The sequence below is a fragment of the Frateuria sp. sgz306004 genome (assembly GCF_057750885.1).
The window spans coordinates 90,658-112,265 of record NZ_JBYLFE010000009.1; the positions used below are offsets into that span (position 1 = coordinate 90,658).

At 63.7% G+C, this 21,608-nt stretch carries 19 protein-coding genes and 5 tRNA genes; 2 read left to right on the forward strand and 22 right to left on the reverse strand.

Annotated features, from left to right (window positions below):
• Positions 1–117: 117 nt before the first annotated feature.
• The 22 genes from rpoB to AC3G2C_RS18075 form a co-directional block, all read right to left on the reverse strand.
• On the reverse strand, positions 118–4,275 hold the full coding sequence (gene rpoB, locus AC3G2C_RS17970) for a DNA-directed RNA polymerase subunit beta (RefSeq protein WP_488386006.1): 4,158 nt from the start codon (positions 4,273–4,275) through the stop codon (positions 118–120).
• 232 nt (positions 4,276–4,507) lie between these two features.
• Positions 4,508–4,879: a 50S ribosomal protein L7/L12 gene (gene rplL / locus AC3G2C_RS17975; RefSeq protein WP_488386007.1), complete on the reverse strand. Its 372-nt coding sequence runs from the start codon at positions 4,877–4,879 to the stop codon at positions 4,508–4,510.
• A 45-nt stretch (positions 4,880–4,924) separates the two neighbouring features.
• Positions 4,925–5,449, reverse strand: coding sequence for a 50S ribosomal protein L10 (rplJ, locus tag AC3G2C_RS17980; RefSeq protein ID WP_488386008.1), 525 nt, complete (start codon positions 5,447–5,449; stop codon positions 4,925–4,927).
• A gap of 342 nt (positions 5,450–5,791) precedes the next feature.
• Entirely contained in the window at positions 5,792–6,499 is a 708-nt protein-coding gene (rplA, locus tag AC3G2C_RS17985) for a 50S ribosomal protein L1 (protein ID WP_488386009.1), read from the reverse strand.
• A gap of 3 nt (positions 6,500–6,502) precedes the next feature.
• Positions 6,503–6,931: a 50S ribosomal protein L11 gene (gene rplK, locus AC3G2C_RS17990; protein ID WP_488386010.1), complete on the reverse strand. Its 429-nt coding sequence runs from the start codon at positions 6,929–6,931 to the stop codon at positions 6,503–6,505.
• Between the two features lie 297 nt (positions 6,932–7,228).
• Positions 7,229–7,789, reverse strand: coding sequence for a transcription termination/antitermination protein NusG (gene nusG / locus AC3G2C_RS17995; RefSeq protein ID WP_111981395.1), 561 nt, complete (start codon positions 7,787–7,789; stop codon positions 7,229–7,231).
• Positions 7,790–7,798: 9 nt separating this feature from the next.
• Positions 7,799–8,194: a preprotein translocase subunit SecE gene (secE, locus tag AC3G2C_RS18000; RefSeq protein ID WP_488386011.1), complete on the reverse strand. Its 396-nt coding sequence runs from the start codon at positions 8,192–8,194 to the stop codon at positions 7,799–7,801.
• A gap of 81 nt (positions 8,195–8,275) precedes the next feature.
• A tRNA-Trp gene (locus AC3G2C_RS18005) sits at positions 8,276–8,351 on the reverse strand.
• Between the two features lie 106 nt (positions 8,352–8,457).
• On the reverse strand, positions 8,458–9,648 hold the full coding sequence (gene tuf / locus AC3G2C_RS18010) for an elongation factor Tu (RefSeq protein ID WP_488386003.1): 1,191 nt from the start codon (positions 9,646–9,648) through the stop codon (positions 8,458–8,460).
• 65 nt (positions 9,649–9,713) lie between these two features.
• Positions 9,714–9,789, reverse strand: a tRNA-Thr gene (locus AC3G2C_RS18015).
• A 27-nt stretch (positions 9,790–9,816) separates the two neighbouring features.
• A tRNA-Gly gene (locus AC3G2C_RS18020) sits at positions 9,817–9,890 on the reverse strand.
• Between the two features lie 30 nt (positions 9,891–9,920).
• A tRNA-Tyr gene (locus AC3G2C_RS18025) sits at positions 9,921–10,006 on the reverse strand.
• 104 nt (positions 10,007–10,110) lie between these two features.
• The gene (locus AC3G2C_RS18030) at positions 10,111–10,599 is read right to left on the reverse strand and encodes an acyl-CoA thioesterase (RefSeq protein ID WP_488386012.1); all 489 of its coding nucleotides are present in this window, start codon (positions 10,597–10,599) and stop codon (positions 10,111–10,113) included.
• A gap of 138 nt (positions 10,600–10,737) precedes the next feature.
• Entirely contained in the window at positions 10,738–11,220 is a 483-nt protein-coding gene (locus AC3G2C_RS18035) for a GNAT family N-acetyltransferase (protein WP_488386013.1), read from the reverse strand.
• 137 nt (positions 11,221–11,357) lie between these two features.
• A complete protein-coding gene (ychF, locus tag AC3G2C_RS18040; protein ID WP_488386014.1) occupies positions 11,358–12,449 on the reverse strand; it encodes a redox-regulated ATPase YchF in 1,092 nt (363 codons plus the stop codon).
• Positions 12,450–12,526: 77 nt separating this feature from the next.
• Complete coding sequence (pth, locus tag AC3G2C_RS18045; RefSeq protein ID WP_488386015.1) at positions 12,527–13,111, reverse strand: aminoacyl-tRNA hydrolase; 585 nt, start codon at positions 13,109–13,111, stop codon at positions 12,527–12,529.
• A 44-nt stretch (positions 13,112–13,155) separates the two neighbouring features.
• Positions 13,156–13,797, reverse strand: a complete 642-nt coding sequence (locus AC3G2C_RS18050; protein ID WP_488386016.1) for a 50S ribosomal protein L25/general stress protein Ctc — start codon at positions 13,795–13,797, stop codon at positions 13,156–13,158.
• Positions 13,798–13,973: 176 nt separating this feature from the next.
• On the reverse strand, positions 13,974–14,912 hold the full coding sequence (locus AC3G2C_RS18055; RefSeq protein ID WP_488386027.1) for a ribose-phosphate diphosphokinase: 939 nt from the start codon (positions 14,910–14,912) through the stop codon (positions 13,974–13,976).
• Positions 14,913–14,966: 54 nt separating this feature from the next.
• A tRNA-Gln gene (locus tag AC3G2C_RS18060) sits at positions 14,967–15,043 on the reverse strand.
• 19 nt (positions 15,044–15,062) lie between these two features.
• Positions 15,063–16,457: a 4-(cytidine 5'-diphospho)-2-C-methyl-D-erythritol kinase gene (gene ispE / locus AC3G2C_RS18065; RefSeq protein WP_488386017.1), complete on the reverse strand. Its 1,395-nt coding sequence runs from the start codon at positions 16,455–16,457 to the stop codon at positions 15,063–15,065.
• 54 nt (positions 16,458–16,511) lie between these two features.
• Positions 16,512–17,141: a lipoprotein insertase outer membrane protein LolB gene (lolB, locus tag AC3G2C_RS18070; protein WP_488386018.1), complete on the reverse strand. Its 630-nt coding sequence runs from the start codon at positions 17,139–17,141 to the stop codon at positions 16,512–16,514.
• Positions 17,138–18,823, reverse strand: coding sequence for a tetratricopeptide repeat protein (locus AC3G2C_RS18075; protein WP_488386028.1), 1,686 nt, complete (start codon positions 18,821–18,823; stop codon positions 17,138–17,140). The genes lolB and AC3G2C_RS18075 overlap by 4 nt, the downstream gene beginning before the upstream one ends.
• Positions 18,824–18,985: 162 nt before the next feature.
• Here AC3G2C_RS18075 and hemA point away from each other — a divergent pair, with 162 nt between their 5' ends.
• Positions 18,986–20,260 (forward strand): glutamyl-tRNA reductase, encoded by a 1,275-nt coding sequence (hemA, locus tag AC3G2C_RS18080; RefSeq protein WP_488386019.1) that lies wholly within the window; start codon positions 18,986–18,988, stop codon positions 20,258–20,260.
• Between the two features lie 74 nt (positions 20,261–20,334).
• Positions 20,335–21,414 (forward strand): peptide chain release factor 1, encoded by a 1,080-nt coding sequence (prfA, locus tag AC3G2C_RS18085; RefSeq protein ID WP_488386020.1) that lies wholly within the window; start codon positions 20,335–20,337, stop codon positions 21,412–21,414.
• Positions 21,415–21,608 lie beyond the last annotated feature (194 nt).

Genomic DNA, 21,608 nt, shown 5'->3' on the forward strand with positions numbered 1-21,608 from the left:
AATAGAGAATGGAGAATCGGGAACTGGAAAGAGCGGGGAATGGGAATCCTGGGTCGCGGTAGCGCTATGTGCGTTGGCGATGCCCTGGCCCCTATTGCCTACTCCCTCAAAGCCCAATCACTTCACTTCTTCCAGATCGATATCGATACCGAGCGAGCGGATTTCCTTCACCAACACGTTGAAGGATTCCGGCATGCCCGCCGCCATCTCGTGGTTGCCGTCGACAATGTTCTTGTACATCTGGTTACGGCCCTGCACGTCATCGGACTTCACCGTCAGCATTTCCTGCAGGGTGTAGGCCGCGCCGTAGGCTTCCAGTGCCCAGACTTCCATTTCACCGAAGCGCTGACCACCGAACTGCGCCTTACCACCCAGCGGCTGCTGCGTGACGAGCGAGTACGGGCCGGTCGAACGAGCGTGCATCTTGTCGTCGACCAAGTGGTTCAGCTTCAGGTAGTGCATGTAGCCCACGGTGACCGGGCGATCGAACGCCTCGCCGGTACGACCGTCGAACAGCGTGGTCTGACCCGACTCCGGCAGATCGGCGAGCTTGAGCATCGCCTTGATCTCGGTTTCCTCGGCACCGTCGAACACCGGGGTCGCCATCGGCACGCCCGCCTGGAGGTTCTTGGCCAGGGCCAGGATTTCCTCGTCGGTAAGCGACTTCAGGTCGACGTGCTGCACGGCACCGGCGACGTGGTGGTTGTAGATCTGGTCGAGGAACTCGCGGATCTGCAGAACCTTGGCCTGCGCCTCCATCATCTTCTGGATCTTCTTGCCTAGGCCCTTTGCGGCCCAGCCAAGGTGCACTTCCAGAATCTGACCGATGTTCATACGCGAAGGCACGCCCAGCGGGTTCAGCACGATGTCCACCGAGGTACCGTCCGCGGAGAACGGCATGTCCTCCACCGGCACCACGTTCGACACCACACCCTTGTTACCGTGGCGACCGGCCATCTTGTCGCCCGGCTGGATGCGGCGCTTCACGGCCAGGAACACCTTGACCATCTTGAGCACGCCCGGAGCAAGGTCGTCGCCCTGGGTGATCTTGCCCTGCTTCTCCTTGAAGCGCTTGTCGAACTCTTCGCGGTGACGCTTGATCTGGTCAGCGGCACGCTCGAGGAACTCGGTGACGTCCTCTTCCTTGACGTTGATCTTGAACCAGTCGTCCTTCTTCAGGCCGTCCAGGTAGGCGTCGGTGATCTCGGCGCCGCGCTTGAGGCCGGCCGGGCCGCTCATCGCGGTCTTGCCGACCAGCTGGCCGCGCATACGGTTGTAGATCGCGCCTTCGAGGATGCGGAACTGATCGTCGAAGTCCTTGCGGATGCGCTTGATCTCCATTTCCTCGATCTGGCGCGCACGCTTGTCCTTCTCGATACCGTCGCGGGTGAACACCTGCACGTCGATCACGGTGCCGTCCATGCCCGGCGGCACGCGCAGCGAGCTGTCCTTCACGTCGGACGCCTTCTCGCCGAAGATCGCGCGCAGCAGCTTCTCTTCCGGCGTGAGCTGGCTCTCGCCCTTCGGCGTGACCTTGCCCACCAGGATGTCGCCAGCCTTCACTTCGGCGCCGATGTACACGATGCCGGATTCGTCGAGGCGGGCCAGCGCCTGCTCACCCACGTTCGGGATGTCGGCGGTGATTTCCTCGGCGCCCAGCTTGGTGTCACGCGCGATGCAGGACAGCTCCTCGATGTGGATCGAGGTGTAGCGGTCTTCCTGCACAACGCGCTCGGACAGCAGGATCGAGTCTTCGAAGTTGTAGCCGTTCCACGGCATGAAGGCGATCAGCATGTTCTGGCCGAGCGCGAGCTCGCCCAGGTCGGTCGACGAACCGTCAGCCAGCGTGTCGCCCATGGCCACCACGTCACCCACGTTCACCAGCGGGCGCTGGTTGAGGTTGGTGTTCTGGTTGGAGCGGGTGTACTTGGTCAGCGTGTAGATATCGACGCCGGCGTCGTTGTCGCCGACTTCTTCCTCGTTCACGCGCACCACGATACGGCCGGCATCGACCTGGTCGATCACGCCGCCGCGCTTGGCGGTGACGATGACGCCCGAGTCACGCGCCACGGCGCGCTCGATGCCGGTACCCACCAGAGGGGTCTGCGAACGCAGGGTCGGCACGGCCTGACGCTGCATGTTCGCGCCCATCAGTGCGCGGTTCGCGTCGTCGTGCTCCAGGAACGGCACCAGGGCGGCGGCGACCGACACGGTCTGCATGGGCGAAACGTCCATGTAGTCCACTTCGGCGGCCGGACGCAGTTCCGATTCACCGCGGAAACGGCAGGACACGAAGTCTTCGACGAAAGCGCCATCCTTCAACGGCGAGTTCGCCTGCGCGATCACATGGTCGCCTTCTTCGATCGCCGACAGGTAATCCACCTGATCGGTCACCTTGCCGCCCACGACCTTGCGGTACGGCGTCTCGAGGAAGCCGTACTGGTTGGTGCGCGCGTACACGGCGAGCGAGTTGATCAGGCCGATGTTCGGGCCTTCCGGCGTTTCGATGGTGCAGACGCGGCCGTAATGGGTCGGATGCACGTCGCGCACTTCGAAGCCTGCGCGTTCGCGGGTCAGACCGCCCGGGCCCAGTGCCGAGACGCGACGCTTGTGCGTCACTTCGGACAGCGGGTTGTTCTGGTCCATGAACTGGCTGAGCTGCGAGGAGCCGAAGAACTCCTTCACCGCGGCCGCGACCGGCTTGGCGTTGATCAGTTCCTGCGGGGTCAGACCCTCGGACTCGGCCAGCGACAGGCGCTCGCGCACGGCGCGCTCGACGCGAACCAGGCCGATGCGGAAGGTGTTCTCGGCCATTTCACCGACCGAGCGCACGCGACGATTGCCCAGGTGGTCGATATCGTCGACGGTGCCGTGACCGTTCTTGATGTCGATGAGCACCTTGAGCACGTCGAGGATGTCCGACTGCTGACCCAGCTGGGCGACCAGCGACTGTGCTTCTTCTTCCTTGCGGTCGGCGAAGTACTTGTGGTCGTACAGCACGCCCGGACCGACGATCTCCTGACGGCCCACGCGACGGTTGAACTTCATGCGGCCCACGGCCGACAGGTCGTAACGGTCGAACGTGAAGAACAGGTTGTAAAACAGGTTCTGGGCAGCATCCTTGGTCGGCGGCTCGCCCGGGCGCATCATGCGATAGATTTCCACCAGCGCTTCGAGAGGCGTCTTGGTGTTGTCGATGCGCAGGGTGTGCGAGATGTACGCGCCGCGATCCAGATCGTTCACATACAGGGTCGGCACCGTCTCGATACCGGCCTTGCGGAAGCTTTCCAGTTGGTCGCCCGAGATCTCGTCGTTGGCCTGGGCCAGCAGTTCGCCGGTCTTGGGGTCAACGATGTCGGTCGCCAGGATGCGGCCGACCGGATAGTCGTCTGGCACTTCCAGCGCGGTGATGTTCTCGGCGGCGAGCTGGCGCACGTGACGCGCCGTGATGCGCTTGCCGGCTTCCACCAGCACCTTGTCGCCCACGGTCAGGTCGAAGGTCAGCGTTTCACCGCGCAGGCGCTCGGCGACGAGCTCCAGCGTGGTACCGCCCTTCTTGCCCAGGTGGAACACGTTGTGCTCGAAGAAGATGCCGAGCATCTCTTCGTTGCTGTAGCCCAGCGCACGCAGCAGCACCGTCACCGGCAGCTTGCGGCGACGATCGATACGGGTGAACAGCGCGTCCTTCGGGTCGAACTCGAAGTCCAGCCACGAGCCGCGGTAAGGGATCACACGAGCCGAGAACAGCAGTTTGCCCGAGCTGTGGGTCTTGCCGCGATCGTGATCGAAGAACACGCCCGGCGAACGATGCAGCTGGGAGACGATGACGCGCTCGGTACCGTTGATGATGAAGGTGCCGGTGTCGGTCATGAGCGGAATTTCGCCCATGTAGACTTCCTGCTCCTTCACGTACTTCACGGCCTTCTTCGAAGCCGGGCTGTCCTTGTCATAAATGACAAGGCGCACGGTCACGCGCAGGGGCGCGCCGAAGGTCATGCCGCGGTTGCGGCACTCGCGCTCGTCGAACGGCGGCTCGCCCAGGCGATAGTCGACATACTCAAGCGCGGCATTGCCCGAGTAGCTCGCAATCGGGAACACCGACTTCAGCGCGGCGTGGAGACCCTTTTCGTCGCGGGCCTTGGGGGAGACATGCTCCTGCAGGAACTCGCGATAGGAATCGGTCTGGATGGTCAGCAGGTTCGGCACGCCCAATACAGGGGGACGCTTGCCGAAATCCTTGCGGATGCGCTTCTTCTCGGTAAACGAGTAGGTCATGGTGGGTACCGCCTCGGTTCGCAGTGACGCCGGTGGTGCACACACCGGCTGAATGGAAAATTCAGGGAATCGAGAATAGGGAATCGTCAATCGGCGAAAAGTTCGGCCAGATTTACCGACTCCACATTCTCCATTCCCTATTCCTGCCTGTTTAAGCAGGCAAAGCCCGGGGGCTTACGCCCCCAGGCTTGGCTTGACGCTAGATCAAACTGACGGCGCGCAAGAGCGCCGATTACTTCAGTTCGACCGTGGCGCCGGCAGCCTCGAGTTCCTTCTTGAACTTCTCGGCGTCTTCCTTCGAAGCCTGCTCCTTCACGACGCCACCGGCCTCGGTCAGGTCCTTGGCTTCCTTCAGGCCCAGGCCCGTGATCGCACGCACAGCCTTGATCACGTCGACCTTCTTGTCGCCGGCGCTCTTCAGGATGACGTCGAACTCGGTCTGCGCTTCAGCAGCCGGGCCAGCAGCGGCCGGACCGGCGGCCATCATGACCGGAGCGGCGGCGGACACGCCAAACTTCTCTTCGATGGCCTTCACCAGCTCCATCACTTCCATGAGCGACTTGGCGGCAACGGCTTCAACGATCTGTTCGTTGGTCAGGGACATTTGATTTACCTCTGGAAATTGATTCGATTTAGATAAGCGTCGAACTTAGGCTTCAGCCGTGGCTTCCGCGGCGACTTCGCCACCACCCTGCTTGTCCGCCACGGCCTTGACGGCGCGGGCGAACATCGCAGCGGGCTCGGCGAGCACGCGGGCCAGCATGGCCAGCGCTTCTTCGCGGGTCGGCAGCGAGGCCAGCACATCCACGTGGGCAGCCGGCAGCAGCTTGCCTTCCACGGAGACGACCTTGGCCTTCAGCTTGTCGTTGCCCTTGGCGAATTCCTTGATCAGGCGACCGGCAGCGCCGGGCTCCTCGAGCGAGAACGCGTACAGCAGCGGACCGGTCAGGGCGTCCTTGACGACCTCGAACTCGGTGCCAGCCACGGCGCGCGAAGCCAGCGTGTTCTTCACAACTTTGAGGAACACGCCCGACTCACGGGCCTTCTTGCGCATCGCGGTCATCTGTTCGACCGTGGTGCCCGCGTACTCGGCAGCGACCAAGGAGTGAGCCTTCGCGGCAATTTCTGCCAGTTCGGCGACTACTTCTTGCTTCTGAGAGAGATTCAGAGCCATATCACTCCTCCACTTTGAAATCCGCTTGCGGCTCCTGCCGCTTGCGGTCCTGAGCGACGCCTTCCGTGACGTCGGGGATCCGCAGGGATCCCGGGTGGTGGCCTTTCCAGAAAAACGATTCCAGAAGGGGCGTCACCATCTACGCAGGCCAGATTCGCCAAGGAATCCGATTAAGCGAACCCGCTCTCGACGACGGCGTTTCCATGCCAACACGAGCTCCCTGCTCGTCGTCATCGCGCGTTGTTCGCGCCTGCGGTCTTTGACGGCGGCCAGGGCACGTGGCCATGGCTACCTTCAAAAACATGCCAATGCCGGGGTGAGCCGGCACTGGACTTGAATGCATTACTTGGTCGACACCGTCAGCGACGAGGTATCAACCGGCACGCCCACGCCCATGGTCGAGGACAGGGCGACCTTCTGCAGGTACTGACCCTTGGCCGTGGCCGGCTTGGCCTTCAGCAGGTCGTTGACCAGCGCGTTCAGGTTGTCCGCCAGCTGGGCAGCGTCGAAGCTGGCCTTACCGATGGTGGCGTGAATGATGCCCGCCTTGTCGTTACGGAACTTCACCTGACCCGCCTTGGCGTTCTTCACGGCAGTGGCAACGTCGGCGGTGACCGAGCCGTCCTTCGGATTCGGCATCAGGCCGCGGGGGCCCAGCAGCTGACCGAGCTTACCGACCACGCGCATGGCGTCCGGCGTAGCGATCACGCGACCGAAGTCGAGGTCGCCAGCCTGCATGCGCTCGGCCAGGTCGTCCATACCAACGGCGTCGGCGCCAGCGGCCTTGGCGGCCTCGGCCTTTTCACCGGCCGGCACGAACACGGCGACCTTGACGGTCTTGCCGGTGCCATGCGGCAACAGCGAGGAACCACGCACGCCCTGGTCGGACTTCTTGGCATCGATGCCGAGGCGGACGGCGACGTCCACGGACTCAGCGAACTTCGCCTTGGCGTTGTTCTTGACGATGTTCAGGGCTTCTTCCAGGCCATAGAGCTTGCCCGGCTGCACTGCGGCCTGAGCCGCCTTCAAACGCTTCGTAAGCTTTGCCATGTCTTAGCCCTCCACCACCAGGCCCATGCTGCGCGCGCTACCGGCAATGGTGCGCACAGCGGCGTCAAGATCAGCAGCCGTGAGATCCGGCTCCTTCTGCTTTGCAACGTCTTCCAGCTGCTTGCGAGTGATCTTGCCGACCTTATCGGTGTTCGGCTTGGACGAACCCTTGGCGACGCCCGTGACCTTCTTGATCAGGACGGTGGCCGGCGGGGTCTTGGTGATAAAGGTGAAGCTACGGTCGGAGTAGGCCGTGATGATCACGGGGATCGGCAGACCCGGCTCCAGCTTCTGCGTGGCGGCATTGAACGCCTTGCAGAATTCCATGATGTTCAGGCCGCGCTGGCCGAGGGCTGGGCCCACAGGCGGCGACGGGTTGGCCTGACCGGCCTTGACCTGCAGCTTGATATAGCCAGTTACTTTCTTTGCCATTGGATTTTCCTCGCGAGTACAGGCGCCTTGCGGCTCCTCGCAGTGTTGTCGTCCCTGAGAGAGGAAGGCCCGCCATCCCGCGGACCCTGGAAACACGGACACGCCGGGCAAAAGACCCCAGCGTGAACCGCGTAGTTTAGAGATTGATCAAGTTTTAAGCAAGCCCCGTGCCGCCAGGGGATCCGGGAATGGGAAATCACCAATTTATGGAAGGGAAAAAAGCCGGTCGCAGCGTCCTATAAGGCCAACCGCTACCGTCATTTCCTATGCCCCACCCTCGATTTCCGGAAAAGACCCTTAGGCCTTTTCCACCTGGCCGAATTCCAGCTCGACCGGGGTCGAACGACCGAAAATGAGCACCGCGACGCGCAGGCGGCTCTTTTCGTAGTTGACCTCTTCGACCACGCCATTGAAGTCGTTGAACGGACCGTCGATGACGCGGACCATTTCGCCCGGCTCGAACAGCACCTTGGGCTTGGGCTTTTCCACGCCTTCGCGCACGCGACTCAGGATGGCATCAGCCTCGGAGTCGCGGATAGGCAGCGGACGATCGGCGGTGCCGCCGATGAAGCCCATGACCTTTGGGGTCTCCTTGACGAGATGCCAGCACTCGTCGTCGATGCGCGGCGCCTTGCCCTCGGTGTCCGTCTCAATCTGCACGAGAACGTAACCCGGGAAGAACTTGCGCTCGCTGCGGCGCTTCTGGCCGCTGCGCATCTCGATAACCTCTTCGGTCGGCACCAGCACTTCGCCGAATTTTTCTTCCATGCCGGCGCGGCGAATTCGCTCGTCCAGCGAACGCTTCACCTGATTTTCAAAGCCCGAATAGGCGTGCACCACATACCAACGCTTGCTCATGCCCTCACCTCACCTACCCAGCTTGAGCAGCCAGTCGAGCACGACCGACTTCAGGATCAGATCGATCAGACCCAGCAGCAGCGAAAGCACAATGACCACGGCAATGATGATGCCGGTGGTCTTGAGCGTTTCGTCGCGGGCGGGCCAGACCACCTTGCGCAGTTCGAACTGCGATTCACCGAGGAAGTTGCGTACGCGGCGACCGGGGCCGGTAAAGGCACCAATGGCCAGCGAGGCCGCCAGAGCCGCCAGCACGCCCAGCAGGCGCACCGACTGCGGCACTGAGCCGTCAGCACCGAACCACGAATACGCAAAAATGCCGGCAGCCAGCACCAGCACGGCCAACACCAGCTTGGCGATATCGGCGCCGTTGGCGCCTTTGGTCTGTTCTGCCTTCGTATTCATGCGACGTGATCGGATGAGAGAGGCATCGACCGGGCTACGGCCTGTATGCCATCCACCATCCGTCGTGGATCCTCGGGAAGATGGCACGCCAGGAGGGACTCGAACCCCCAACCTGCGGTTTTGGAGACCGCTGCTCTGCCAATTGAGCTACTGGCGTAGGAAAAAAGACAGGGAATAGTAAATCGGGAATAGTGAATAGGAAAAGCGGCGCTTACGCTTTGGCTCTCCTATTCCCTACTCCCTACCCTCTATTCCCTCGAGTATTACTTGATGACCTTAGCCACCACGCCGGCGCCGACGGTACGACCGCCTTCGCGAATCGCGAAGCGCAGGCCTTCGTCCATGGCGATCGGGTGGATCAGGGTGACAACCATCTTAATGTTGTCACCCGGCATCACCATCTCGACGCCTTCCGGCAGCTGCACCGCACCGGTCACGTCCGTCGTACGGAAGTAGAACTGCGGGCGGTAGCCCTTGAAGAACGGGGTGTGACGACCACCTTCGTCCTTCGACAGCACGTACACCTCGGCCTCGAAATCGGTGTGCGGGGTGATCGTGCCCGGCTTCGCCAGCACCTGACCACGCTCCACGTCGTCGCGCTTCAGACCACGCAGCAGCAGACCCGCGTTGTCGCCAGCCTGACCCTGGTCCAGCAGCTTGCGGAACATTTCCACGCCGGTCACGGTGGTCTTCTGGGTCGGACGGATACCGACCACTTCCACTTCGTCACCGACCTTGATGATGCCGCGCTCGATACGACCGGTCACCACGGTGCCGCGGCCCGAGATCGAGAACACGTCTTCCACCGGCATCAGGAACGGCTTGTCGATCGCACGCACCGGCTCCGGAATGTAGGTGTCCAGCGCGTCCACCAGCTTGATGATCGCCGGCACGCCGATTTCCGACTGGTCGCCTTCCAGCGCCTTCAGAGCCGAACCCTTGATGATCGGGGTGTCGTCGCCCGGGAAGTCGTACTTGCTCAGCAGCTCGCGCACTTCCATCTCGACCAGCTCGAGCAGCTCGGCGTCGTCCACCATGTCGGCCTTGTTCAGGAACACGACGATGTACGGCACGCCCACCTGGCGCGACAGCAGGATGTGTTCGCGCGTCTGCGGCATCGGGCCGTCAGCGGCCGAGCACACCAGGATCGCGCCGTCCATCTGCGCCGCACCCGTGATCATGTTCTTCACGTAGTCGGCGTGGCCCGGGCAGTCCACGTGTGCGTAGTGGCGGGTCGGCGATTCGTATTCGACGTGAGCCGTCGAAATCGTGATACCACGTGCCTTTTCTTCCGGCGCCGCGTCAATCGCGTCATACGCCTTGAATTCGCCACCGAAGCGCTCTGCACCCACCTTGGTCAGTGCTGCCGTCAGCGTCGTCTTGCCGTGGTCCACGTGACCAATCGTGCCGACGTTGACGTGCGGCTTGGTGCGTTCGAATTTACCCTTTGCCATACGTCTAAAACCCCGATGGAGTCAAATGATGAAAAGTGGGAATGATACCGCGGGCCGCGGTGAGATGGTGCTCATGACTGGAATCGAACCAGCGACCTCTTCCTTACCAAGGAAGTGCTCTACCGACTGAGCTACATGAGCACAAAAAACACCAACAGACGACTTCAATGGAGCGGGAGACGGGAATCGAACCCGCACCATCAGCTTGGAAGGCTGAGGTTCTACCATTGAACTACTCCCGCCTGGTTGAATCAGCCTTTGCGGAAATCGTCTGGTGGAGGGAGGTGGATTCGAACCACCGAAGGCGTAAGCCAGCAGATTTACAGTCTGCCCCCGTTGGCCGCTTGGGTATCCCTCCAACAAAGAACGGCTATTGTGTGGATCAGGCCGGTGCCTGTCAACACCTGTTACGCGATTTTTGACGATTTCCGGCGATTTTTTTCACGGGCTCGTGACGCTGCATCAGACGCCTTCGGCGACGTGCGCGTCCACCAATTGCTCCATGCTCTTGGAGAGCTCCATCAGCTTCATCGCCTGCTCCTGCAACTGACGCTCTTTGTCGTCGCGCGGCAACCAGTTGGGCACCGCGGTCGGCTTGCCGTCCGGCGCGTCCAGGGCCACAAACACCATGACGCAACTGGTCGCCAGGTGATGCTCGTCCTTGCGCAGGTCACGCGCAAGGACATCCACTGCCAAGTGCATGCTGGATCGCCCAGTATGGATGACGCGGGCACGAACCGTCACCAGGTCGCCAATGAGGATGGGCGCCACGAATTGGATGCCGCTGACCGCAGCGGTGACGCAATAGGCGCCACTCCAGGCAACCGCACATGCGTAGCCCGCCTGGTCGATCCACTTCATCACCATACCGCCATGCACCTTGCCGCCGAAATTGACGTCGGTAGGCTGGGCGAGGAAACGGAAATTCACTTCGTGCTGCTTGCCTGGCATGAGCGATCGGCCCCGGGGCGCGTGATAAGAGACTCATTATGCGCCTGCGCGCGAGCCGCAACCTAGACCTCAGTCGACGCAACATGACGGACGGTGCGCCGACCGGACAGCCCGGCAAGCGCGACACCTGGTTACCGGCTAGCGATGTTCGTAGACCATCGGCGTGCTGAGCACACCCAGCGGTGACGCCACCTCGCCGCTAATGGGGACGAAGCCCAGGCGGCGATAGACCGACACTGCCACGCGCGACGAGTTCACCGTAAAGCGCTGCGTGCCAGCGCGACGTATCGCGTCATTCAGGGCCCGGTGCCACAAGCGTCGCGCCACCCCCTTGCCCTGCCAGCTTGCCGTGACGAACAACTGAAACACGTGACAGTCGTCGCGCATGGCAAGCACGCCCACCAGGCGATCATCGGCCCATGCCGTGTGATAACGCTTGCCGGCGGCGATCGCCCCTCGCACCGCGAGGGCGCTCATGCCGCGCTGGATGAGCGGAATCGCCGATGCGGGCTGGTCAGGCCACACCCAGCGCCGGGCTACACGACGCAGCAGGCGCGCCACCTGCACTGAATCTTCGGCGACAGCCAGGCGCATCCGCACTTTGGCGCCCCTAGCGGTCATACGTACATCCTCTTATGCGAATGGTCAGCATGACACACATCCGCGAGTCCGCATGCCACCAGCATCCACCCCGACACTATCGCGATAAAAAAAGCCGCGCAAAGCGCGGCTTTTCGTGCACGGCTGTTCGCGTTCGCTCAGACGTTGAACAGGAAGTGCAATACATCGCCGTCCTTGACGACGTAGTCCTTGCCTTCCTTGCGTAGACGACCCGCGGAAGCCGCGCCGGCCTCACCCTTGTACTGGATAAAATCGTCATAGCTCACCGTTTCGGCACGGATAAAGCCACGCTCGAAATCGGTGTGGATCACACCGGCTGCCTGCGGGGCGGTAAAGCCACGCTTGATCGTCCATGCGCGCACTTCCTTCACACCAGCGGTGAAGTAGGTCTGCAGGTTGAGCAGCTTGTAGCCGGCGCGAATCACACGATTGAGGCCCGGCTCTTCCAGGCCGAGGTCCTTGAGGAACTCGTCGCGGTCGGCGTCGTCCAGCTGCGAGAGCTCTTCTTCGATGGCGGCGCACACCGGCACCACTTCGGCGCCCTCGGCGACTGCACGGGCGCGCACGGCGTCCAAGTGCGGGTTGTTCTCGAAACCGTCTTCGCGCACGTTGGCGATGTACATGAGCGGCTTCAGGGTGAGCAGGAACAGGTCGCGCACCAGCGCCTTCTCTTCCTCGTCCAGGCCCAGGCTGCGTGCCGTCTTGCCCTCGTTGAGGCCGGCCGCCAGCTTCTGCAGCACCGGCTTCTTGGCGATGGCTTCCTTGTCGTTGGCCTTGGCCGACCGCTCGGCGCGGTTCAGCGCCTTCTCGACCGAGTCGAGATCCGCCAGCGCCAGTTCGGTGTCGATGGTTTCGATGTCGGCAATGGGATCGACCTTGCCGGCCACATGCACGATATCGCTGTGCTCGAAGCAGCGCACGACATGGGCGATCGCATCCACCTCGCGGATGTGCGCCAGGAACTTGTTACCCAGGCCTTCACCCTTGGAAGCGCCCGCCACCAGGCCGGCGATGTCGACGAACTCCACCGCCGTGGGGATCACCTTCTGCGGGTTCACGATGTCCGACAACGCCTGCAGGCGCGGATCCGGCACCGGCACCACGCCCACGTTCGGCTCGATGGTGCAGAACGGGAAGTTGGCCGCGGCGATACCCGCCTTGGTCAGCGCGTTGAACAGGGTGGACTTGCCGACGTTAGGCAGGCCGACGATGCCGCATTTGATACCCATGGGGTTTCATCCGGGAATAGAGATTGGGGAACAGGCAATAGTAGAACCAAAGCCGGCGTCGCTCGAACGAATGCCGGTTAACGGTTCACTGCCGTATGCAACTGTTGCATGGCCTTGTCGAACTGACCGTCGACCGCCAGCGGCAACACGTCGATCGCGCGGGCAATGCCGTCGATTATCGCATCTTCGTCCTTGGCCGACGGACGACCGAGCACCCAGGGGGTAACCTTGTCCTTGTGGCCAGGATGACCGATGCCCACGCGCAGGCGGTGGAACTTGGCGTGCCCGAGGTGCGCGATGATGTCGCGCAGGCCGTTCTGGCCGCCATGGCCGCCGTCAAACTTCATGCGGACCGTGCCCGCATCCAGATCCAGCTCGTCGTGGGCCACCAGGCACTCGTCCGGCTCGATCTTGTAGTAGCGCAACGCCGAGGCGACGGCGATGCCGCTCTTGTTCATGAAGGTGGAGGGCTTGAGCAGCCATACCGACTGGCCGCCGATGCGGACCTTGCAGGTCTCGCCATGCAGCTTGCCATCGAAACCGAAGCGCTCGCCCTGCCCTGACGCCAGGGCGTCAACAAACCAGAACCCGGCATTGTGCCGGGTTCGGAGGTATTCGGTACCGGGGTTGCCCAGCCCGACAATGAGTCGAAGACCCGCCATGACATCGTGCGGCCCGCACCCGAAAGGGCGCGGGCCGCTGCGACTCACTTCTTGGCAGCGTCGCCGGCCGGGGCTTCGGCCGCGGCGGGAGCTTCTTCGGCCTCTTCCTTCACCGTGTTGGCGGTGACGACGGCGATGTCGTGGTCAGCACCCAGGTGCAGGGCGGCGATTTCCACGCCCTTGGGCAGCTTGAGCTGCGACAGGTGGACGATGTCGCCAGCCTTCAGGTCAGCCAGGTCGAGCTCGATGAACTCCGGCAGATCCTTCGGCAGGCAGGACACTTCCACTTCCGTCAGGTTGTGCGAGATCACCACGCCCGAGGTCTTGGCGGCGGGCGACTTGTCCTGGTTCAGGAAGTGCACCGGCACGTTCACGCGGAGCACCGCGTTCTCGTCCACGCGCTGGAAGTCCATGTGGAGCATCAGCAGCTTGTACGGGTGCTTCTGCCAATCGCGCACCAGCACCTTCTGCACCTTGCCGTCGACGTTCAAGTCGAGCACCGAGGAGAAGAACCACTCGTGCTTGGCAGCGAGCAGGATGGTGTTGTGTTCGATTTCGATGCTCTGCGGAGCCTGGCCGGCGCCGTAGACCACTGCCGGCACGAAGCCCGCACGACGCAGGCGGCGGCTCGCACCTTTCCCCTCGTCCTTGCGGCTCTGCGCCTTGATTTCATGAGTCGTAGCCATGTTGCTTTGCCTATCAGTAGTGAGCCACCTCGCGGTGGCCTGGCGACTCCCCCGCGACCAGAGGAGTCGTTGTTTGAAGCGAGTAGGGAGTCGGGAATCGAGAACAGGATGCGCGAACTGCGATGCGCGCTGTGTTTTTCCTGCTACCTATTCCCGACGCCCCACCCGCTCCTGAATCAATCGATGTACAGCGAGCTCACCGATTCGCCAAAGGCGATGCGGCGGATCGTTTCCGCCAGCAACTCGGCGACCGAGAGCTGACGGATCTTGGCGCAGGCCGCGATATCCGGGCGCAGCGGCAAGGTGTTGGTTACCACCAACTGGTCGAGCTGGGAGTTTTCGATGTTCTTCAGCGCCGCGCCCGACAACACAGGGTGCACGCAGTACGCCACCACCTTGCGGGCGCCGCGCTCCTTGAGCGCCGCGGCAGCCGCACACAGGGTGCCGGCGGTATCGACGATGTCATCGACCAGCACGCAGGTCTTGCCGTCGACATCGCCGATGATGTTCATCACCGTGGCCACGTTCGCCTTGGGGCGACGCTTGTCGATGATGGCGAGGTCGGCGTCGTCCAGGCGCTTGGCCATGGCGCGAGCGCGCACCACGCCACCCACGTCCGGGCTGACCACGATCAGGTCGTCCATGCTGTGGTTGCGCCAGATGTCCGCCAGCAGCACCGGCGAGGCATAGACGTTATCCACCGGGATATCGAAAAAGCCCTGGATCTGGTCGGCGTGCAGGTCCACCGTGAGCACGCGATCCACACCCGCGGTGCCGATCATCTTGGCCACCATCTTCGCCGTGATCGGCACGCGCGCCGAGCGCGGGCGACGGTCCTGGCGGGCATAGCCGAAATACGGGATCACCGCGGTGACGCTGGCGGCCGAGGCGCGCTTGAGCGCGTCCACCAGCACCAACAGTTCGAACAGATTCTCCGCGCTCGGTGCGCCCGTGGGCTGCAGCACGAACACTTCCTGACGGCGAACGTTCTCTTCGATCTCAATCTGCGCTTCGCCGTCACTGAAGGTGCCGACGAGCGCCTTGCCGAGCGGCACGCCCAGACGCTGGGCAACATCCTCGGCCAGGGCGCGGTGGGCGTTGCCGGTGAAGAGCATCGGGCCGGACGTATCGAGAGTCATGTTCTAAACCTGAGAGCCATTTGTGTGGAATGGCTGGGGCGGTAGGATTCGAACCTACGCATGCGGGAATCAAAATCCCGTGCCTTAACCAGCTTGGCGACGCCCCAGTATCACTGGATTTCTTTGTTACCGGCTCCCTGCGTCGGCGCATCGATGACGCGCCAGCGCAAGCTTGAGCGGTGAGGTGTCCACGCCTTTGGCCACATGGGCCGTAAACCGTGCAGGACATCGCTCCGCTATGGCCTCGGCGCGTTCCGGCGACTCCGTCTCCAGGAACACACACGCACCGCTGCCCGAAAGCCTTGCCCGACCGAAGCCACCGAGCCAGTCCAGCGCCGCGGCCACGCGCGGATGTCGCGCGCGGACCACGGGCGCGAACGTGTTCTCGACCGTTTCGCCCGAAGTAAAGGACGAAATTGTCGCCGGAGGTGCATTTCGTGTCAATTCGGGTGCCTGAAAAAGTGCCGCGGTGGGTACATGCTCGTGAGGTTCGAGCACGACGTACCAGCGCTCAGGCAGTTCCAGGGGGGTGAGTTTCTCGCCAATTCCCTCGGCCCAGGCCGAGCGGCCGCGGACGAATACCGGCACGTCGGCGCCCAGTTGGCGCCCCAGTTCGGCCAGGGCGTCGTCATTCAGCCCGGCTTGCCACAAGCGATTCAGAGCTACCAGCACGGTGGCTGCGTCGGAACTGCCGCCCCCCAGGCCTCCGCCCATGGGAATGCGCTTGTCGATCTCGATATCCACACCGCAGCCGGCGGGCGCATGGGGCTGCAGCAGGCGAGCCGCACGGACAATCAGATCATTCTCAGCCGGCACCCCGGGCACGTCGGTGAATCGATGGATCTCACCATCCGCGCGACGGCGCAGGCGGATCTCGTCGCCCCAATCGAGCAAGCGAAACACGGTTTGCAGCTCGTGGTAACCATCCGGGCGCCGCCCCACGATGCGGAGGAACAGATTGACCTTGGCCGGGGCGGGCCACACGGTCCAGTCATTCGGGTCCGGCGGCGCCAGAGGGTGGCTCATGAATACTCGCAGATCGTCGGGAAAGCCGTTTTCGCGATCTCGTTCTCGGGCAAAGGCGTATTCGGGCGCATGCTTGTCCACCTCGACAAAGCCGTGCTTGGCGTAGAACGGGGCGTTCCAGGGCACATCCGACAAGGTGCCCAGATCCACCCGGTGATAGCCGGCCATGCGGGCCCAGCCGCAAGCGTGCTCCAACAGGGCCGCGCCAATGCCGCGCTGCCCGTGGGAGGGCAGCACGTCCATCTCGGCCACGCCGATGGCATGGCCGTCCTGCTCGGCGTCAAGCCAGACGAAACCCACCGGCTCGCCCGAGCCGATCACGGCCACCCATACCAGGCCGCGCTCGATAGCCTCGCGCAACACCTCCGGCGGCACCGACACCTGGCGGTACGAGGGCCATGCGCGATGGCCGCGGAACAACTCCACCGCCGCCCGCTCGATGGCGCACAAGGCCTCGACCTGATCGCCGCGGGCCCGTTCGATGTGAAAACTCATGCCGATCCCTGCCTTTGTGCCGCCCGCCGTCGCCAGGCCGCCACCTTGCCCAACTTACTGGATGCTCCAGGACTCCACCGACAGACGCACCTTGTACGGCGGGTTTTCGGCGAACACTTTGTTGGGCACCGCCGGCTGGCGCGCGGTGTTCCAGGCGGGGTAACTGACATTCCAGCCGTCCTGGGCGAGCACCGACGGCAGGCCATCGGCGCCAAAGGTCAACTCCGCCGGACCGCTGTCGGCGCGCAGGCCCAGCACCCAGGCACGCAGATCACGCAGCGGCACATGCCAGCCCAACGCGTTCTGCACCAGTACCTCGGGGTTGGGGTTGCGCTGCGGGCCACCTTCCAGGCCCTCCAGCACGGCGCCATCCGGCGTCACGCTGAGCTTGAAACTCTTGCTGCCGATCGGTCCACGCACCACGAAATCGTAGCTGTCGCCGTTCTGGGTCCAGGTGAGCGTGCCGCTGCCGCCATCCTGCTTGCCATTGACTTGGCCGGATACCCCGATCTTGCCCTGGAGCACCCAATGATCCGTGTGGGCCAGCAGGCGCTCGCGAGCCCGCTGCTCATCGAGTAGCGCCGCGTAATCGGCCTTGGGAGCCGGCTTGACCACTACGTTGGGGGCACAGGCGGCTAGCAGCAGCGGCAAGGCTGCCGCAAGAACTCGAATGGAAGGCTTCATGGATTGAGACGCTGGAGAGTGTTGTGGAGGTTGGTGCTCTGCGGGTCGATCTTACGCACTTCGTCGAAAACGCGCCGCGCGTCTTCCTGCCGACCCAACTTCCACAACACTTCGCCCAGATGCACGCCGACGTCGCTGTCTTTATGCGCCAGCCACGCGCCACGCAGGGTTTTCTCCGCCTGGTCCAGATGGCCCAGCCGGTATTGCAGCCAGCCCCAGGAATCCTGGATAGCCGGATCGTCCGGACGCGCCGCGCGCGCCGACTCGATCAAGCGCTGGGCTTCGGGCAGGTCGCGGTTGGCATCGGCCAGGGTGTAGCCCAGTGCGTTGCTGGCGTCGGTGTCGTCGGGCTTGAGTTCCAGCAGCCGGCGAAAATCCACCACGGCCAGGTCGATCTGGCCGCCGTTCGCATAGGCCATGCCGCGCCCGTACAGCAGCGCGGGATCGTCGGGCGTCACTTGCAGCGCACGGCTATAGGCACGCTCGGCCTGGGCGAACTGCTGATCATTCATATACAGCTCGGCGTCGGCCTCGTAGGCACGACGCAGCAGGGCCGGCTGATCCAGGTAATCGGTCTGCATCTGGGCGAGCTGCTCGTGGGCCTCGGCGCTACGTCCTAGGTCCTGAAGAAGCACGGCGCTGCGCAGGTCGGCGTCGAATGCGTGGTCGTCCTCATCGGCCACCTGGTCGTACCACTTCAACGCCTCTTCCTTCTTGTCGAGCATTTCGGCGAGCTGCCCCAGCAGATACGCACTGCCCTGACGAACCTCCTCCGGGGAGTGCTGCAGTTGCGCGTACAGGCGGCCAATGGCCTTGGCGTCGTTGTTGTGGGCCGCCAGGGCCGCGCGCATGGCGAAGGTGTCGGCATCTTGCGGGCCGTTGTCCAACAAGCGCGCAGCCGCGGCGTAATCGCCGCCCTGCCCCAACAGCGTGGCGTAGGCAAGACGCAACTGAGCGTTCTTGGGCGACTTGGCCAAAGCCTTATCGAACAATGCCTTGGCGCCAACCTTGTCGCCATCGCGAAACTTCATCTGCCCCAGCCAGGCATAGGTTTCGGCCGTACCGAAACGCTTGGCCGCCGCCTCGGCGATCTGCAGTGCATAAGCGTGGCGGCCCAACTTGTCGCCCAACTCACTCATGGCCAGCCAGGCCTGCGGATCAGCCGGAAGCCGTTGCGGCGTCGCCACCGCCTCCAGGAGACGGCTCGCCTGGGCCGCGTCACGGCTCCCAACCAAGGCACGCCCGAACAGACGCCAAGCATCTGGATCGCCGGTGCCCACGAGTATCTCGAGCTGCTTGCGAGCTTCTTCAGTATCGCCCTGACTCAAGGCCTGCTGTGCCCGGGCCTGCGCCAGCGCCACCGGTTTGGCGCCAAGCGCCTGCCAGCGGGCCATGGCCGCCTGCGTGGCGTCGTTGTCGCGCACGGCAATCGCCAGCGCGGTGGCCTGCTCGGCGACCTTCGGGTCGGTCGAAAGCTGGGCAGCGCGGCCGTAGGCGACCGAGGCGGCCTTGAGGTCGCTATGGGTCAGCGCCATCTCGCCAGCCATGAGCTGGGCCAACAGATCGTGGTCGGCGTCGGAGGTGGCTACGGTGAGCTGCCCCAGGGGCTGGCGACTGCTGGCGCCCTGCGCGCCAGGGCGCCCGGGCGCAGTGGCGCACCCGGCCAGGGCCACCAGAACCATGCCGCTCGCCGCAAAATGCCGCAGTTGCTTGAACTTGAACCACCTGCTCAGCACACTATTCTCCGCTCATCCGTCTGTGTTGGCCGCCATCAATCTAGAACGGCCGGTGCTAAAGCCTAGTTTACGCCGCCGCATGCTTCCCGCCTCGAATCGCCACACACCATGACGCTGATCGCCCTAGGGCTCAACCACCTCACCGCGCCGGTCAACCTGCGCGAACAGGTAGCGTTCGATGCGGACGCCGCTAGTGCGGCGTTGCAAGCCCTAAGCCGCGAGCCGGGCGTCGAAGAGGCGATGATCCTCTCCACCTGCAACCGCACCGAGCTCTACGTGAGCGTGGTAGCGGGAGCCGAAGGGGTGCCGCGGGATTGGCTCAGCCGTCATCATCAACTGACCCCGGGAAGACTCGACGAGTTCCTGTATCGGCATGATGAAGACGCCGCTGTGCGTCACATGTTTCGCGTCGCCACCGGGCTCGACTCCATGGTGCTGGGCGAGCCGCAAATCCTGGGTCAGGTGAAGGATGCCTACCAGCAGGCCCGCGACGCGCAGATGCTGCGCGCCCCGATGGAGCGCCTGCTGCAACACACGTTTGCCGTAGCCAAGCGCGTACGCACGGACACCCGCATCGGCGCGCACACCGTGTCGGTGGCCTTTACCGCCGTTCGCCTCGCCGAGCAGGTATTCACCGACCTGCGCGACGCCTGCGTGCTGCTGATTGGCGCTGGCGACACCATTGAACTGGCCGCGCGTCACCTCGCGGACAAGCAGGTGCGCCGGCTGATCGTGGCCAACCGCACGCTGGAAAACGCACAGGAGCTGGCCAGCCGCCACGGCGGCTACGCGATCTCCCTGCCCGACCTGCCGCAGCACCTGGCCGAAGCGGACATCGTGATCAGCTCCACCGCCGCCCGCGAGCCCATCGTGACGCGCGCCATGGTCGAGAAGGCCATCGCCACGCGTCGGCGCAAACCCATGTTCATGGTGGACATCGCCGTGCCGCGCGACATCGAGTCGTCGGTGGGCGAGCTGGACGACATCTTCCTCTACGGCATCGACGACCTGCGCCAGGTGATCGACGACAACCGCCGCTCGCGCGAGGCGGCAGCCCGCGAAGCGGACGCCATCATCGACCTGCAGGTGGAGCGCTACATGGCCTGGCGCCGCGCGCTCACCATGCGCAACCCGGCGGTCGACCTGCGCCAGCACGCTGAGCTGTATCGCGACGAGGTGCTCGACAAAGCCCGCGCCATGCTGGCGCGCGGCAAGTCGCCGGAGGAGGCGCTGGCCTTCCTCGCCAACACACTTACCAACAAACTGCTGCATCACCCCAGCGCCCGCCTGCGCGAAGCCGCGCTCAACGGCGACATGGATCTGTTGCACGCCGCTGGTCGCCTGTATGGCATCACTGAGAAGCCCGAAGTGAACGAAGAGTAGCGACGGTCATCCAGCACACGCGCACACGCTATTGCGCACCACCGCCGCCCACCTCTTTGCCCTGCTTCCCGCTCATGACGCCATCGATCCGCCGCAAGCTCGAATCCCTCGCCGAACGCCACGAAGAAATCGGCCTGCTGCTCGGCCAGCCCGACGTGCTGGCCGACAACACCCGGTTTCGCGAACTCTCGCGCGAGTACGCCCAACTGGAGCCGCTTGCCAACGCACTGCGCGAGCACGACCAGGCCGGCCGCGAGCTGGCCGAAACGCGCGCCATGCTGGACGACCCCGAGTTGCGCGACATGGCGCAAGACGACATCGGCCGCCTCGAACAGCGCCTGCAGGTGCTGGACGACGAACTGCAGATCCTGCTGCTGCCCAAAGACCCGCGCGACGAGGCCAACCTGTACCTGGAAGTGCGCGCCGGCACCGGCGGCGACGAGGCCGCCATCTTCGCGGGCGACCTGTTCCGCATGTACGCCCGCTATGCCGAGCGTCGCCGCTGGCACGTGGAAATTCTCAGCGAGAACCACGGCGAGCACGGCGGTTACAAGGAAATCGTCGCGCGCATCGAGGGCAAGGGCGCCTATTCGCGACTGAAGTTCGAATCGGGCACACACCGCGTGCAGCGCGTGCCGGAAACCGAGTCGCAGGGGCGCATCCATACCTCCGCCGCGACCGTGGCGATCCTGCCGGAAATGGATGAGATCGACGACATCGAGATCAACCCGGCCGACCTCAAGACCGACACCTTCCGCGCATCCGGCGCTGGCGGACAGCACGTCAACAAAACCGACTCGGCCATCCGCATCACCCATCTGCCCACCGGCATCGTGGTGGAGTGCCAGGACGAGCGCAGCCAGCACAAGAACCGCGCCCGCGCGCTCAGCCTGCTCAAGGCCCGCCTGCTCGACGACGAACGCAGCAAGCAGGCCGCCGCGCAGGCCGAATCGCGCCGGTTGCAGGTAGGCTCGGGCGATCGCAGCCAGCGTATTCGCACGTACAACTTCCCGCAGGGCCGCATCACCGATCACCGCGTCAATCTCACCCTGTACCGCCTCACCGAAGTGCTGCAGGGCGACCTGGACGAACTGGTCGACACCCTCACCCGCGAGAACCAGGCGGACGAACTCAAGGCGCTCACGGCGGGCTAAGGATGCTCTGATTTTGCTCGTCATCCCAGCGAACCCCCAAAAGGGGGCAAGCGCTGGAAGCGCCTTTCAACAGCCGAAGGGCTGGTCATCCATAGCCTGTAAATGCTTGAAGGTAGAGGCACTGGATGACCAGCCCTTCGGCTGTTAAAAAGCACCTCCTGCTTTCGCAGGAATGACGAGCAAGATGTCGTTTA